This is a genomic window from Mesorhizobium sp. BR1-1-15 (assembly GCF_020165475.1).
In the GTDB taxonomy this organism is placed as follows: domain Bacteria; phylum Pseudomonadota; class Alphaproteobacteria; order Rhizobiales; family Rhizobiaceae; genus Mesorhizobium.
Window position 1 is genome coordinate 69,706 of record NZ_JAIUIF010000011.1, and the last position, 15,119, is coordinate 84,824.

Annotated in this window: 15 protein-coding genes; 9 read left to right on the forward strand and 6 right to left on the reverse strand. The window is 63.2% G+C overall.

Annotated features, from left to right (window positions below):
* Positions 1-16 precede the first annotated feature (16 nt).
* Positions 17-1,270 (reverse strand): multidrug efflux MFS transporter, encoded by a 1,254-nt coding sequence (locus LB541_RS19175; RefSeq protein ID WP_224619341.1) that lies wholly within the window; start codon positions 1,268-1,270, stop codon positions 17-19.
* 118 nt (positions 1,271-1,388) lie between these two features.
* Here LB541_RS19175 and LB541_RS19180 point away from each other — a divergent pair, with 118 nt between their 5' ends.
* Positions 1,389-2,054, forward strand: coding sequence for a GntR family transcriptional regulator (locus LB541_RS19180; RefSeq protein WP_140494070.1), 666 nt, complete (start codon positions 1,389-1,391; stop codon positions 2,052-2,054).
* A gap of 130 nt (positions 2,055-2,184) precedes the next feature.
* Positions 2,185-2,418 (forward strand): DUF982 domain-containing protein, encoded by a 234-nt coding sequence (locus LB541_RS19185; protein WP_246670991.1) that lies wholly within the window; start codon positions 2,185-2,187, stop codon positions 2,416-2,418.
* A gap of 27 nt (positions 2,419-2,445) precedes the next feature.
* On the opposite strand, the gene LB541_RS19190 is transcribed toward LB541_RS19185, so the two are convergent.
* Together LB541_RS19190 and LB541_RS19195 are read right to left on the reverse strand one after the other, a co-directional pair.
* Entirely contained in the window at positions 2,446-2,592 is a 147-nt protein-coding gene (locus LB541_RS19190) for a hypothetical protein (protein ID WP_140494066.1), read from the reverse strand.
* Between the two features lie 80 nt (positions 2,593-2,672).
* Positions 2,673-3,716 carry an aldo/keto reductase gene (locus LB541_RS19195; RefSeq protein WP_140515679.1) on the reverse strand — a complete coding sequence of 348 codons (1,044 nt, stop codon included), beginning with the start codon at positions 3,714-3,716 and terminating at the stop codon, positions 2,673-2,675.
* Positions 3,717-3,955: 239 nt separating this feature from the next.
* On the opposite strand from LB541_RS19195, the gene ppk2 reads away from it, so the two are divergent.
* Positions 3,956-4,876, forward strand: a complete 921-nt coding sequence (gene ppk2 / locus LB541_RS19200) for a polyphosphate kinase 2 (protein WP_140494062.1) — start codon at positions 3,956-3,958, stop codon at positions 4,874-4,876.
* 90 nt (positions 4,877-4,966) lie between these two features.
* On the opposite strand, the gene LB541_RS19205 is transcribed toward ppk2, so the two are convergent.
* The 3 genes from LB541_RS19205 to LB541_RS19215 all read right to left on the reverse strand — a co-directional run bounded on the left by LB541_RS19205 (position 4,967) and on the right by LB541_RS19215 (position 7,786).
* The gene (locus LB541_RS19205) at positions 4,967-5,614 is read right to left on the reverse strand and encodes a dihydrofolate reductase family protein (protein WP_140557014.1); all 648 of its coding nucleotides are present in this window, start codon (positions 5,612-5,614) and stop codon (positions 4,967-4,969) included.
* 221 nt (positions 5,615-5,835) lie between these two features.
* On the reverse strand, positions 5,836-6,867 hold the full coding sequence (hemB, locus tag LB541_RS19210) for a porphobilinogen synthase (RefSeq protein WP_224619343.1): 1,032 nt from the start codon (positions 6,865-6,867) through the stop codon (positions 5,836-5,838).
* Positions 6,868-6,955: 88 nt separating this feature from the next.
* Complete coding sequence (locus LB541_RS19215) at positions 6,956-7,786, reverse strand: DUF2066 domain-containing protein (protein ID WP_140560571.1); 831 nt, start codon at positions 7,784-7,786, stop codon at positions 6,956-6,958.
* 195 nt (positions 7,787-7,981) lie between these two features.
* Here LB541_RS19215 and LB541_RS19220 point away from each other — a divergent pair, with 195 nt between their 5' ends.
* The 6 genes from LB541_RS19220 to glyA all read left to right on the forward strand — a co-directional run bounded on the left by LB541_RS19220 (position 7,982) and on the right by glyA (position 15,099).
* A complete protein-coding gene (locus LB541_RS19220) occupies positions 7,982-9,025 on the forward strand; it encodes an enoyl-CoA hydratase/isomerase family protein (RefSeq protein WP_140521769.1) in 1,044 nt (347 codons plus the stop codon).
* Positions 9,022-9,444 (forward strand): DUF6163 family protein, encoded by a 423-nt coding sequence (locus LB541_RS19225; protein ID WP_224619344.1) that lies wholly within the window; start codon positions 9,022-9,024, stop codon positions 9,442-9,444. The genes LB541_RS19220 and LB541_RS19225 overlap by 4 nt, the downstream gene beginning before the upstream one ends.
* Before the next feature lie 237 nt (positions 9,445-9,681).
* Entirely contained in the window at positions 9,682-10,197 is a 516-nt protein-coding gene (gene ldtR / locus LB541_RS19230; protein WP_013896002.1) for a transcriptional regulator LdtR, read from the forward strand.
* Between the two features lie 349 nt (positions 10,198-10,546).
* A complete protein-coding gene (locus tag LB541_RS19235; RefSeq protein ID WP_140494050.1) occupies positions 10,547-11,800 on the forward strand; it encodes a murein L,D-transpeptidase in 1,254 nt (417 codons plus the stop codon).
* A 163-nt stretch (positions 11,801-11,963) separates the two neighbouring features.
* Positions 11,964-13,604 carry a Na+/H+ antiporter gene (locus LB541_RS19240; protein ID WP_224619347.1) on the forward strand — a complete coding sequence of 547 codons (1,641 nt, stop codon included), beginning with the start codon at positions 11,964-11,966 and terminating at the stop codon, positions 13,602-13,604.
* A 181-nt stretch (positions 13,605-13,785) separates the two neighbouring features.
* Positions 13,786-15,099 (forward strand): serine hydroxymethyltransferase, encoded by a 1,314-nt coding sequence (gene glyA, locus LB541_RS19245; RefSeq protein ID WP_140494046.1) that lies wholly within the window; start codon positions 13,786-13,788, stop codon positions 15,097-15,099.
* Positions 15,100-15,119: the final 20 nt, after the last annotated feature.

Consider the following 15,119-nt stretch of genomic DNA (forward strand, 5'->3'; position numbering starts at 1 on the left):
TTGGCTGGGCAGCTTGTCAGGGCTTGCTCGCTTCCATCAACATATGCCGCGTCCGCCGCGCCTGGACAATCCAGTTGTAGACCGCGCCGAGCGCCATCAGCACCGACGTGCCGAGAAACACCGCCCGCATGCCGAAATGGCCGCCGACGAAACCGCCGGCAAGCGGTCCGGCGACTTGGCCGACATATTGGGCCGAGATCGAAAGGCCGAGCACGTTGCCGCCGACGCCGTCGGGAATGTTGTGGCGGATGACGCTGGTGATGCAAGGCAGCAAACCGCCGAGCGCCAGGCCCATCAGGAAGCGCAGCCCGATCAGTTGCCAGCCGTCGGTGACGAAGGCCTGCGGAATGAGCAGCAGTGCCGACACGGCCAGCGCGCCGACGACGACGTTCCAATGACCGACGCGGTCGGCGAGCCTGCCAAGCCACGACGCCGACAGGATGGCGCCGAGGGCGGCCGCCGACATCACCACGCCGGCAACGAGCGTCACCCGGCTCTGGTCCTCGATCAGCTGCTGCACATAGACGGTGATGATCGGCTCGATCGACATGGTGGCGAAGGCCAGCAGCATGCCGGTCGTCAGCATGGCCACGACCGGACGCTTGTCGACAATTTGCGACCAGCCGCTCTTCGGCTTTGCCGCCGTCGCGGCTTTGCTTGCTTGCAAGCGCTGGTTCTCCTTGATCAGGAATGTCGTCGCCAGGAAGGCAAGGAAGATGACGCCGCCGGACAACAGAAAGGTCGCGCGGATGCCGATTACCGGCGGCAGCGCGCCGCCGAGCAGGGGGCCGACCAGCGAACCTGCCGTGATGCCAGCGGACAAGACACCGAGCGCCCAGCCGGAGCGGTCCTTCGGCGTCTGCATGGCCACCAATATGGTCGAGCCGGAGGAATAGCCGCCGGCAAAGCCGATCAGCAGGCGCAGCAGCACCAGTTGCCAGACCGTCTCGACCATTCCGGTCAGCGACATGCAGATCGCCATGCCGAAGGAGGCGCGCACCAGCATCAGCTTGCGGCCGTAGCGGTCGCCGAGCCGTCCCCATAACGGCGCAACGAGCGCCGCCGCGAAGAAGGTCGCCCCATAGGCGATGCCCGACCATTGCACGATCGCCGCATGGCCCTCGACGCCCAGTTGCTCGACATAGAGCGGCAGGAACGGCAAGAGCAGGGTCATGGCGATGAGCGTGCTGAACGAACCCGCGAAGCAGACGGCGAGATTGCGCCGCCAGTGGATATTGTAGCCGCCCTGTTCCGTATCGTTCTGCGTCATGCCGTGCCTGCGTGTGCCAGGGATTGTTGTGGATACCATTTTGGGATACCAAGTCGGTATCCGTCATGGACCCACAGCCCGACCGCTGTCAATGCGGGCACGTGAAAAGGCAACAACGATGTCGCAGATGCACAACGTCGAACGGCAGCTCCGCGAGATGATCCTTGGACTTGAGATCGGCCCGGGTGAGAAACTCACCGAGCGCTGGATCGAAAGCCGCTTCGGCGCCTCGCGCACGCCGGTCAGGGCTGCGCTGCTGCGGCTCGAAACCGAAGGGCTGGTCGGCAGGGACGGGCGCGGCTGGACGGTCTCGCCCATCAACCTGGCCGAACTCGAGCAGATCGCGGTCTACCGCGAAGCGGTCGAGGTCGCGGCCTTGCGGCTGACATGCGGGCTTGCCGACAGAAGTGCCGTCGATGTCATCGAGGCTATGCTCGTCTCCTGCGACGACGACACTCCGCGCGAGGAATGGCATCGCGTCGGCATGGATTTCCACATCGAGCTGGCGCGACTGTCCGGCAATGAATTCCTGTTTCGAGCCGTCCGCGACGCGATGACCAGGCTTTCGCGCGCCCGTTGGCTGGAGGTACGCGATGGAGCGGCCCTTGGCCGCGCCTGGGCCGAACATCATGCCATCCTGGCCGCCGTGCGGAGCGGCGATGCACAGGAAGCCGCGCGCTTGCTCTCGCAGCATATCGTGGGCAGTCGCGACCGTCTGTTGACGTCGCTGGCCAATGATCGCCGCGGCCTTCGCGCCAGGGGATTTGCCGTCGTGGCGGCATAATGCGGCCTGCAGGGCAGGCCACTCGCCGCCGAAAAAAGGACCACCGGCCCCGAGCCCCACTTTCGGCCTCGCTTCGCGGACGCCGATGGCGTAGGACCGGGCGATGGAAAACAACCGATTTGAAGTACCCGTGACCGTCAAATCAGTCACGGCGGGAAGTACACAGCTCTTACGCTCGGCCCGCGAGGCTTCCGACTATCTCATGAACAGCTGGCCCGGCAAGCGCACCCCCAAGCATCGCGCGGCGCTGCAGGCCTGCCACGATGCGCTGGCCGGCGACAAGCCGGCCATGAACGCAAGGCGCGCCTTTATCGCGGCGGCGCGTGAAGTGGACGTCTTCGTCAGCGACAAGGCGCCGGCCTGATCCAGGCCGGATTGCCGCCGCGCGCCGTCATTCCTCTGTTTCAATCTCGGCGTCAGTCTCGGGTTTCTGACGCTCCCGCGCCGCAGCCTTGGCCGCCAGCTTTTCGGCCTTCTTGGCCGCCTTCTGGCGATCGCGTTCTTTGCGTTCCTGATCGTAATTTGGTGCTCGTGCCATAGCGGCTCCTTTTTTGCTGTTCTTGTGGGCTGACTACGCGTCGTTCGCCTTCCGACGTCTCGGAGCCAGCACCAGGGTTCCTATAAGCTGCTTCGGTCGATCACAAGGTCGGCGGCGCCGAAACGCTCCTTTGCCGTCAGCTGCTGATGCCAATAGGGATAGAGCAGGGGCGGGCGGCTGACCGCGTCGAGGCGATCACGTTCCTCGCCGGCCAGCGTCAGGCTGGCCGCCGCGATATTGTCCCTGAACTGGGCCTCGTTGCGCCCGCCGATCACAAGCGAGCTGATAGCCGGCCGGCCAAGCAGCCAGGCAAGCGCCACCTGTGCGGCGGACACACCGCGGGCCTTACCGATTTCGACCAGCACATCGACGATCCGCCACAGCCGGTCCTCGTCGCGGATTGGCGGTTCGGACCAGCCGGCGACCTGGCGCGCGGTCGGGCTGTCACGGTGATACTTGCCCGACAGCAGGCCTCCCGCCAGTGGGCTCCACACCAGCACGCCCAATCCCTGGTCGACCGAGATCGGCAGCAGCTCGTATTCGGCTTCGCGTGCTTCGAGCGTGTAGTGGATCTGCTGGGTGACGAAGCGCGGCTGATGGCGGGTGTCACTGATGGAGAGCGCCTTCATCACCTGCCAGCCGGAATAGTTGGAGCAGCCGATATAGCGGATCTTCCCCTGGCCGACCAGCGTGTCGAGCGCGGCGATGGTCTCTTCGAGTGGCGTCACGCCGTCCCATTCGTGCAGGAAATAGATATCGATGACGTCGGTCTTGAGCCGCTTAAGGCTTTTCTCGCATTCGCGGATCAAATGATGGCGCGACAGGCCTTCGTCATTGGGACCGTCGCCGATGCGCATGCGCGCCTTGGAGGCGATCAGCACGTCGTTCCTGCGCTTGCCGCCGAGTGCCTCGCCGATGATCTCCTCCGACAGGCCGTCCGAATAGACATTGGCCGTGTCGATGAGATTGATGCCGGCATCGATGCACAGATCGATCATGCGCTTCGCCTCGGCGAGATCGCTGTTGCCCACAGCCGCGAACGGGCCGGCGCCGCCAAAGGTCATGGTGCCCATCGTCAGCGCCGAAACCTTCAGGCCGGAACGGCCGAGAGTGCGGTATTCCATGTCAGTCCTCGCGATTGAGAAGAATGGCCCGATCAGGTTGCTGGATTTGTAGGACAATCCGTGCGGCTTGTCGCCCTCCGGCCCCAGCACACCGATGAGCGGCCGTGGCGTGCCCCTGCAATAAAACCGTCATTGCCGGCCTATACTCAGTCGATCAGGGCGTTGCGCGCCGCCGTCAGGACGCGACCAGTGCGCCCGGTCGTTGCCGGAGGCGGCAGCTTGCAGATGGAGGAACACCGATGAATGAATCCATACCCAAGTCCGGCGCCCGGGACTGGCTGGAAGCCGAACTCGCCGACACGCTCGACGAGGACTATGAACTGGAGATGTCGGAACCGGCGCTGTCGCTGGAGATCGCCAGGATCTACAAGAACGCGCATCCGCCTTCTATCGACCGCATGCAGTATTTTCGCGACCTGATCGGGCTGCAATCCGAGCTGATCAAGCTGCAATCCTGGGTCGCCTACCACAAGAAGAAGCTTGTGGTGATCTTCGAAGGCCGCGATTCGGCTGGCAAGGGCGGCGTCATCAAGCGCATCACCCAGCGGCTCAACCCGCGGATCTGCCGCGTCGTGGCGCTTCCGGCACCGACCGAGCGAGAGACGTCGCAATGGTATTTCCAGCGTTATGTGCCGCACCTGCCGGCCGGCGGCGAGATCGTTCTGTTCGACCGCTCCTGGTACAACCGTTCCGGCGTCGAGCGGGTGATGGGTTTCGCTGGGCCCGATCAGGTGGAGGAATTCTTCCGTGACGTGCCGGAGTTCGAGCGCATGCTGGTCCGTTCGGGCATCACGCTGGTCAAATACTGGTTCTCGATCACCGACGAGGAACAACAGATGCGCTTCCTGATGCGCATCCACGATCCGATGAAGCAGTGGAAGCTGTCGCCGATGGACCTGCAGTCGCGGGTGCGCTGGGAACAGTACACCAAGGCCAAGGAAGAGACCTTCGCCCGTACCAACATTCCGGAGGCGCCCTGGTTCATCGTCGAGGGCAACGACAAGAAGCGCGCTCGGCTGAACTGCATCGACCACCTCTTGCAGCAGGTTCCCTATGAAGAGGTGCCGCACGAGGAGATCACGCTGCCCGAGCGGGTCTTCAATCCCGAATACGAGCGCCAGGTGCTGCCGCGCGAGCTCTACGTGCCCGAGAAGTATTGAACGAGAGTTTGTCCTTCTCCCCGTATAGTGACGGGGAGAAAGGATCTGCACCAAGGGTTGCCAATTCCCACTGTCGCAGACAACTAATTCCTAAGTCCGCTTGATGACGACATGCGTGGCAAGCGGCGTCGCTACTTGTTCGCTGCACGCGTAGCCGAGCTTCGGCATATCAATCCCGGCGAAGAGGTGCTCGCCGGAGCCGAGCAGCACCGGCGAGATCGCCAGATGCATCTCGTCGATGAGCCTCTCCTGGAGGTACTGCCGGATGGTGGCGACGCCGCCGCCGACCCGCACATCGCTGCCATTGGCCGCTGCCCTTGCCTGCTCGAGCGCCGAATGGATGCCATCCGTAATGAAGTAAAAGGTCGTGCCGCCCTCCATGACGATCGGCTCGCGCGCATGGTGGGTCAGCACGAAGACCGGCACATGATAGGGCGGGCTGTCGCCCCACCAGCCCTTCCAGTTTTCGTCAGGCCATTCGCCGCGGATCGGCCCGAACATGTTGCGGCCGAGGATCCAGGCGCCGACATTCTCGAAGCTGCGCGCCGCGAACGCCTCGTTGGTATCGGTTGTGCCGCCGTCGTCTCCGAGCACCATCTTGCGGAAGGTGCGGGTACCGATCATCCATTTGTGCAGGGCTTCCCCGCCGACCCCGAGCGGGTTTTTCAAATCCTGGTCGGGACCGGCGCCGTAACCGTCGAGCGACAAGGTGAATGCGTTGACGCGAAGTCTGGACATGGAAAGCCTCCTCAGACCAGTTGTATTTTGCAAGCAGTTACTTTCTAGCAAACCGATTGCAAATTGCAAGTAGTATTTTCAGCGATCGAGAAGATGCATATCCGTACTTCGCCCATGCGATGTCCAGAGTGAAAGTGGCGGCTGCCGAGACAGCCGCCATACCGGCTCATTCGCCGGTGAGTTCCATGAAGAGCATATGGTTTGAAGGCGCTGGGAGGAAACTATGCTCTCAGCATCTCCGCCACCTCAGGGGCGAAATAGGTCAAAATGCCGTCGCAGCCGGCGCGTTTGAACGCAAGAAGCGATTCCAGCATAGCCTTTTCGCCGTCGATCCAGCCATTGGCGCCCGCCGCCTTGATCATCGAATATTCGCCCGACACCTGGTAGGCGAAGGTTGGCACCGCAAATTCGTCCTTCAGCCTGCGGATGATATCGAGATAGGGCAGGCCGGGCTTGACCATCAGCATGTCGGCGCCTTCGGCCAGGTCCTGCTCGGCCTCGCGCACCGCTTCGTCTGAATTGGCGTGGTCGATGTAATAGGTCTTCTTGTCGCCCTTGAGCAGGCCGGCCGTGCCGACCGCCTCGCGGTACGGCCCGTAGAAGGCGGAGGCGAATTTCGTCGCATAGGACATGATCGCCACGTCCTGAAAACCGTTTGCGTCGAGCGCGTCGCGGATCGCTCCGATGCGGCCGTCCATCATGTCGGACGGCGCGATGATGTCGGCGCCGGCCGCTGCTTGTATGACGGCCGCCGCGGTCACCTGTTCCACCGTCTCGTCATTGACGATGAGACCGTCGCGCAGAATGCCGTCATGACCATGGCTGGTGAACGGGTCGAGCGCGGCGTCGGTGATGACGCCGATCTCAGGCACCGCGTCCTTGATCGCGCGCGTGGCGCGGTTGATGACGTTGTCGGGATCGAGGATATGCGAGCCGGTCTCGTCGCGCAGCGAAATGTCCACATTGGGAAAGGTGGCAAGCGCGGGGATCCCTAGCTTCGCCGCGCGTTCGGCCTCCTTGACGGCAAGGTCGATCGACAGGCGGAAGACGCCCGGCATGGCGGCGATCGGCTCGCGCACTTGTCTGCCGTCGACGACGAAGATCGGCCAGATCAGGTCGTCGACGGAAAGCTTGTTCTCCTGCACCAGGCGCCGCGACCAGTCGGCCTTGCGCATGCGTCGCAAGCGGCGGCTGCCGGTGATGTCGTCGACGCTGCGCGCGCCGGCAGGTTTTGCGGGGGTGAATCTGTTCATCGCCAAAACTCTCGTTTGGCCGGCTTTTATCACGCACCCGTGGTGCTGACCAATGCGACACGTTTGTGCCAGCAATCCGGTCGGGTCCTTATTCGGGTTTCCCGTTGCCCGAAAGGATCTGCGCCGCACCGCGCATGCCGACACGGAACGCCTCGTCGAAGCCGACGCCGCGCACTTGCCAGGCGTAGGTCTTGCCGGCCTTCCCCAGCCGCCAGTCGGCGATCCAGCCCAACTCCTTGTCGCTCCAGACGATGCTGCCGGAAAGCGCTTGGTCGGCGCCGGCCATTTTCGCAACCGTGTCCAGCTTCGCCATGTCGGCGTCGCGCATGATCCTGTCGTCCAGCCCCGCCTTCGACAGCAGCGCTGCCGTGGGGAAGGTTACCTGCATGGCGATCGGCGCGGCGGCATTGCCGAACGACTCGCGCATCAGCACGCCGCGCTCGTCATCGGCATCGAGCGCGAAATGCCTGACGCCGCGCTCGGTCGACAAGAACACCGCCAGCCGTGGCCTTTCGGTCAGCCATGGCCTGCTGCCGAGCGAAGCCAGCACCGGATCGATCATCGCCGGGCTGTACTGGCAGTAGAGGTTGTGAGGCCGATCATACGTGCCCTGATCGTCATGGTTGGGAATGCCTTCCATGCGATCGCGGTAGCGAAAGGCCGTCACGAAGCTGCCGGCCTTGTCGCGCAGCGCCGCCATCTCCGGTTTCGCCGGCAGGCGCTGGTCGCCGGAAACCCGGACCAGAACCGCGTCGAGGCAACGTTTGAAGCCGGCCTGGCGGTTCTTCTCGTACCGACCGTTGACGATGGTCTGCGACTGGTAAAGATCGGCGAGGCTTGCCGCCAGGGTCGGTTGCAAAGCCAGGCAAATGACGATCAGCCCGATCGTCATCGGCACGAGGCGCGCAAATCCAGCCATGAGCAACACCCCATTGGAAACCCGCTACAGCTGCGCAGTCGCCGTGCGGTTCCCGGCGTTGCGGCGACAACGGCTCTTTTAGCACTAGGCTCCGGCACGAGCCAAGACGCGCTGCCGGCATGCCGGCATTGACGCGGCCATGGGCCACGCTTTAGCACTTCAGTCCCGGCGGAGCGGGGGAGGGATTCTTTCACGATGGATTTTGGCGGAGGCGACGAGATCCGCTTCGAACATCTGGGCCGGGCCGGCATCGTCACGTTGACGCGGCCGCGGGCACTCAATGCGGTCACGCACGGCATGGTCAATGCACTCGCCAAGGCATTGCACGCTTGGGAGCGGGACTGGAGCGTCGACGTCGTCGTCGTCAAGGCCGAGGGTAGGGCGTTTTCGGCCGGGGGCGACATTCTCCACATCTATGAGGCCGGCCGGGCCGGTAAGCCGCCTGTCGAGTTCTTCGCCGACGAGTATCGGCTGAACGCCCAGATCGCGCGTTTCAAAAAACCTTATGTGGCGCTGATCGACGGCATCGTCATGGGCGGCGGCGTCGGCATCTCCTTTCATGGATCGCACCGGGTGATGACGGAAAATGCGCAGTTCGCCATGCCGGAGGTGGGTATCGGCTTTTTCCCGGATGTCGGCGCCAGCCATCTGCTGCCCGATCTTGGCGGTTCCTTCGGCATGTACCTGGCGCTGACCGGCAATCGTATCCGCTATGGCGACGCGTTGTGGTCCGGGCTGGCCACGCATACGATCAAGGCGCAGGACCAGGCTGGCTTTCTCGACCAACTCGCCGCCACCGGCGATCCCGAATCGGTGCTGCGCGGCTTCTTCATCCCGGCGAAGCGCGAGACGGACAGGCAGGTGCTGGAGGCGATCGCCCATCACTTCGCGCAGGCGTCGCTTGCCGATATCATCGGCAGCCTGGAGCAGGCGGCAGGGAGCGATGAGTTTGCGGCAAGGACGCTGGCGACGATCCTGACGCGCTCGCCGACCAGCCTTCGTGTCGCCTGGCGCCAGATCACTGCCGGCCTGACGCTGCCGATGGATCAATGCATGAAGATGGAGTTCCGCATCCTCAACCGGATGCTCGCGGGCCACGATTTCTACGAAGGCATACGCGCCACCATCATCGAAAAGGGTTCCAAGCCGCAATGGCTGCCGGCAACCCTCGATGCGGTCGACGACGCGGATGTCGATGCCTATTTTTCCTCGCTCGGTGAACGGGAACTCGCGCTATGAGTGAGGTGACGTCCAGACGCGTCGTGCTTCAGCCTTCAGGGGTGGAGGTTATCTTCGCCTGGTTCCAGCGAATCATATCAGGATACTGCCTGCTGTTCGGTATCCTGTACTGGATCAGGCTTATCGGCTTCTATCCCGGCTCGCTGTGGCGCTTCGACCTGATGCCGGTCCACTGGCAGGTGACAGCGGTGATGCTCGCCGTGTTTTTTCCCTTTGCCGCAGCCGGCCTATGGATGCTGGCTTCCTGGGGGCCGGTGATTTGGTTCATCTGCGCCGCGGCGGAGATCGTCATGTATGCCGGCTTTCCCGAACTCTTCGGCCACCGCCCGCTCATCGTCGTCTCGCATGCGGGGGTGGCGCTGCTCTATGTCGTTTTCCGCCTCGTCATCTATCTGCAGAAGCGGTCGCCCCGGACCTGAAGCCGGCACGCGCCGCCGGCGATCCGGCGGATCGGATTTCGCCCTGAAATCATTGGCTAAATCTTTAGGTTAATTATCCTTGCTCGAGTGACCGTTCGTTAAGCGTCTTGCGAAACCTATTACCGGTAAGCTCTTGTTAGCCTTGGCGTTTAAGTCGAATTTTATGAGTATTCGATAGTGTCGCGATCAAGGTGAAAAACAAAAAATCACCAGGGCGACAAACGAGAGGCAAAGACAATGATCAATTCGCGTCCGGCGGCAAAGACCGCCAACGTTTCCGACGATCGCCGCGAGGCAATCCGTTCCCTGTACATGGAATCGCTCCAACTGGTCGAGCGCCTGCACCGCCGTCTGCTCGACGTGATCAAGGACGAGTTCGACCGCAATGGCCGTTCCGACATCAACGCCATCCAGGCGCTGCTGCTCTTCAACATCGGCAATTCGGAGCTGACTGCCGGCGAGTTGCGCTCGCGGGGCTACTATCTCGGCTCGAACGTCTCCTACAATCTCAAGAAGCTTGTCGATCTCGGCTTCATCAACCACCAGCGCTCGCGCATCGACCGTCGTTCGGTCCGCGTCTCGCTGACGCCGAAGGGTAACGAGGTGGCGGACGTGGTCGCCGGTCTCTATGAGCGCCATGTCGGCTCGATCGAGCAGGTCGGCGGCATCAACACCGACGAATTCAAGCAGATGAACCGCGCCCTCCAGCGCCTCGACCGCTTCTGGAACGACACCATCGCTTACCGGATGTAAGCCACATCCCCAATCAGAAGCCGCGCCACAGAAGCGCGGCCGCAACAGCGACCTCCAGTCAGGGCCGGTGCCGAAAAGCATCGGTCTTTTCTTTTCGTTGCGCTGGCCGAAGCAAATTGGGGCCCAAGGCCACGTTGCCGCCATATTCCAATGGAACCGAAGATGGCAGTGATGCTGTGGTGAAGACCATGAGTTCACCCGCAGCCGCGTAGCCTTGCGCGTTTTCACACCGAGGTGATGCGGACCATGGTTGGCTAATTGTTAAGATTGCCAATTTTAGAGTGCGGGCGAGATCGCCCGATGATCAACGCAGCAAGTGTTCGAACTGCTACAAATGTCTGGAACGTCCATGAGAACCAGCCGCCGTTTCTTCCTTTCCGGAGCCTCCGCGCTCGCAGCCGCCGTTGTTGCCGGCCGCGCCAGCGCGCAGGACGTGATCGGGGACATCCTGAAGTCCTCGGCGCGCGGCAACTGGGACGATCAGTTCGACGCCCGCGCCAGCGCAGGCGGCAAGGTGGCCTCGACGCTGCCGATCTTCAGCCCGCAGACCGTCGCCTTCACCGAGCAGGCTGTGGCGCAGTACCAGAACATTGTCGGGCAGGGCGGCTGGGTCGAGGTTCCCGCGACCAAGAAACTGCAGCTCGGCGTCGACGATCCCGATGTCGTGCCGCTGCGCAAGCGCCTGATGGTCGCCGGCGACCTGTCGCAGAGCGCCGGCATCTCGACGGCCTTCGATTCCTATGTCGACTCGGCGGTCAAGCGCTTCCAATTGCGCCACGGCCTGCCGGCCGACGGGGCGCTGGGCAAATATACCTACGCGGCGATGAACGTTTCGGCGCAGATCCGGCTCGGCCAGTTGCAAACCAATCTCCAGCGATTGAAGGAGAAGGCGGGCACGCTTGGCAGCCGTTATGTGCTGGTCGATATTCCGGCAGCGCAGGTCGAGGCGGTCGAGAACGATCGCGTCGTGCTTCGCCATACCGCGATCGTCGGCAAGATCGATCGCCAGACACCGATCGTCAATTCCAAGATCAACGAGATCATCGTCAATCCATATTGGAACGCGCCGGTGTCGATCGTGCGCAAGGACATCATCCCATTGATGCGCAAGGACCCCGATTATCTCAAGAACAGCCATATTCGCCTGTTTGCGCCAGATGGCAGCGAAGTCGATCCGATGAATGTGGACTGGTCGACCGACGACGCGGCCAAGTACCGTTTCCGCCAGGATCCCGGTTCGGACAACGCCATGGCGTCGGTGAAGATCAATTTCCCGAGCCCGGACGGCGTCTACATGCACGATACGCCGCAGCAGAGCCTGTTCGGCAAGATGATGCGCTTCGATTCCTCGGGTTGCGTACGCGTGCAAAACGTGCGCGACCTCGTCACTTGGATCCTGCGCGACACGCCCGGCTGGGACCGCCAGCATTTCGAGGCTGCGATCAAGACCGGCGAAAACACGCCGGTCCAGGTCACCAACCCGGTGCCGGTGCATTTCCTCTATCTCTCGGCTTGGTCGACGGGCCCCGGCGTCGTCCAGTTCCGCGACGACATATATGGCCTCGACGGAAACAACGAGCTGCAGATCACTTCGTCGCTTTAAGCGATTGATTATTCAGGAAAAAGGCCGCTCTTGAGCGGCCTTTTTCTGTCGCTGTCGCCAAGCCGTTCACACCGCCGCTGACCTCCAACTCTGCGTAGGCGCGCTCCGGCTGGACGAAGCGCGGGCGATTGCGCATGGTCGGCAAAACTGCCGGAATCGGACCATGCAAGTTGCCGTCTTCATCCTCGTCGTGCTCGTCCTGGTGGCGCTTTCCGGTGCATCGGTGCGGCTGGTGCGGGTGCCGCTGCCGGTGCTGCAGATCGCCATGGGTGCTGCGCTGGCCTGGCCGGCGCGCGGGCTGCATGTCGAGATCGATCCGGAACTGTTCCTGCTCGTATTCATTCCGCCGCTTCTGTTCGCCGATGCCTTTGCTGTGCCCAAACGCGAGCTTGTCGCCTTGCGTGGCCCCATCCTCGACCTTGCCATTGGACTGGTCTTCTTCACCATCGTCGGATTTGGCTACGCCTTGCATTGGCTCGTGCCCAGCATCCCGCTCGTCGTCGCTTTCGCGCTCGCCGCGGTGCTGTCGCCGACTGACGCGGTGGCGGTGTCTTCCATAGTCGACAGGAACATCGTCCCGGCGCGGCTGATGCATATATTGGAAGGCGAGTCGCTGCTCAACGACGCCTCGGGCCTGGTCATGTTCCGCTTTGCCGTGGCGGCGGCATTGACCGGCAGCTTTTCCTTCGCCGCGGCCTCGCTGAGCTTTCTCTATGCCGTGGCTGCCGGCATCCTCGCCGGCATGGCGGCGCTGTTCGTTGCCGCCAAGGCGCTGCAACTGCTCAACCGCATCGGCGGCGTGCCGGCGGAGGCGCAGGTTCTGGTCATGATCCTGGTGCCTTTCGTCTCCTATCTCGGAGCCGAGCATATCGGCGCCTCGGGCATCCTGGCGGCGGTCACCGCCGGCCTGTTGACCGGAGTTTCCGGCATGTTCCGCTTTCTCGGTGTCTCGGCGCGCATGCAGACGATGTCGCTGTGGTCGACGCTGTCCTTCGTCTTCAACGGCGCGCTCTTCATCCTGCTTGGCCTGCAGTTTCCCGATATTATCCGTAAAGTGCCGCCGGAGTTGTCCAGCCGGCATTGGATCATCGAGCCGGTGCTGACAGTGCTGCTGCTGACGCTCTGCCTGATCGGCCTGCGTTTCCTGTGGATCTGGATCGGCGACATGGCTGGCGCCATGTCGGCGCGGCTCGGCAAGCGAAAGGCCGAGCCGTTCGGCCTGCGCGTGCGGCTCGCCGGATCGGTCGCCGGCGTGCGCGGAGCGATCACGTTGGCCGGCATCCTGTCGCTGCCGCTCACCATGCAGGACGGCTCGCCGTTCCCGGCCCGCGACGTGGTGATCTTCCTCGCCGCCGGGGTCATCATCTGCTCGCTGGCCATCGCCAGCCTCGCGCTGCCGAAGATCGCTCGCGGGCTGGTCGAACCGGGCGAGGACCCGGCAGCGGCCGAGGAGCGCCGGGCGCGGGTCGGCGCAGCCAATGCGGCGATCGCCAGGATCGAGAGCATCGCCAATGAGGCAGGCGAGGGCGGGGCCGTCGAGGCACGGCTCGCCGTTGCCGACAGCATCGTCGCCGGCTACCGGCGCCGCATCGCCGCCTCCGACGAGGCCGACGAAGCGCGTGCCGAGGCGCGCGAGGCGAGCCGTCTGGAGCTTGAACTCAGGGCGGCCGGCATAGCAGCCGAGCGCGCCGCGCTACGCGCCATGTTTCTCAGCCGCGAGATCAATGACCATACGATGCGGGCGCTGTTTTCCGAGATCACCTTGACCGAGGCTCTTCTGAAGCAGCGGCGCGACAGGAAATAACGGTTCGCCGCTCTGCTTGCCGCAATCCGGCCAGCAAATTTCGCGCCGCAAACGTGGCGAGGCGAAAACAACTGTGTTAATGGCGCGGCGAACCCAATCCTGTCACACAAAAATGTGCAGGGGTTTGGGACAACGGCATGCGCAAGACAAAACCGACCTCCGGACCTAAGGAATTCAGGCCATGGCAACAGCAGCGGCAGCGTCGAACAAATTCGAATCCTTCTTCGAAACCACGCTGGAAGATGCCGATCCGGAAATTTTCGGCGCGATCCGCAACGAACTCGGACGCCAGCGCCACGAGATCGAACTGATCGCGTCTGAGAACATCGTCTCGCGCGCCGTGCTCGAAGCGCAGGGTTCGATCATGACCAACAAATACGCCGAGGGTTATCCGGGCAAGCGCTACTATGGCGGCTGCCAGTTCGTGGATGTCGCCGAGGAGCTGGCGATCGAGCGCGCGAAAAAACTATTCGGCTGCAACTTCGCCAATGTGCAGCCCAATTCCGGCAGCCAGATGAACCAGGCGGTGTTCCTGGCTCTCTTGCAGCCGGGGGACACCTTCATGGGCCTCGACCTCAATTCCGGCGGGCATTTGACGCACGGCTCGCCAGTCAACATGAGCGGCAAATGGTTCAAGGTCGTGTCCTACGGCGTGCGTAAGGACGACCACCTGCTCGACATGGACGCCATCGAGAAGACGGCGCATGAGACGAAGCCGAAGCTGATCCTGGCCGGCGGCACCGCCTATTCGCGCATCTGGGACTGGAAGCGCTTTCGCGAGATCGCCGATGCGGTCGGCGCCTACCTCATGGTTGATATGGCCCACATCGCCGGCCTCGTCGCCGGCGGCGTGCATCCCTCGCCGCTGCCGCATGCCCATGTGGTGACGACCACCACGCACAAGTCGCTGCGCGGCCCGCGCGGCGGCATGATCCTGTGCAACGACGAGGAGATCGCCAAGAAGATGAACTCGGCGGTGTTCCCTGGCCTGCAGGGCGGACCACTGATGCATGTCATCGCCGCCAAGGCGGTTGCCTTCGGCGAGGCGCTGAAGCCGAGCTTCAAGCTCTATGCCGAGAGCGTCGCCGCCAACGCCAAGGCGCTGGCGTCCAGCCTACAGGAGACTGGCCTCGACATCGTGTCGGGCGGCACCGACAACCACCTGATGCTGGTCGACCTGCGCCCCAAGAATGCCACCGGCAAGCGCGCCGAAGCAGCGCTTGGGCGCGCCAACATCACTTGCAACAAGAACGGCATCCCCTTCGACCCGGAAAAGCCCTTCGTCACCTCCGGCGTGCGGCTCGGCACGCCCGCCGGCACAACGCGCGGCTTCGGCCAGGCCGAGTTCCGCGAAATAGGCAAGCTGATCGCCGAGGTGCTGGATGGCCTCAAGGCCGCCAATTCCGATGAGGGCAATGCCTCGGTCGAGGCCGCGGTCAAGGCCAAGGTCGTGGCGCTGACCGATCGATTCCCGCTCTACCCTTATCTCGGTTGACCTCGCGCCACGCGTCATCT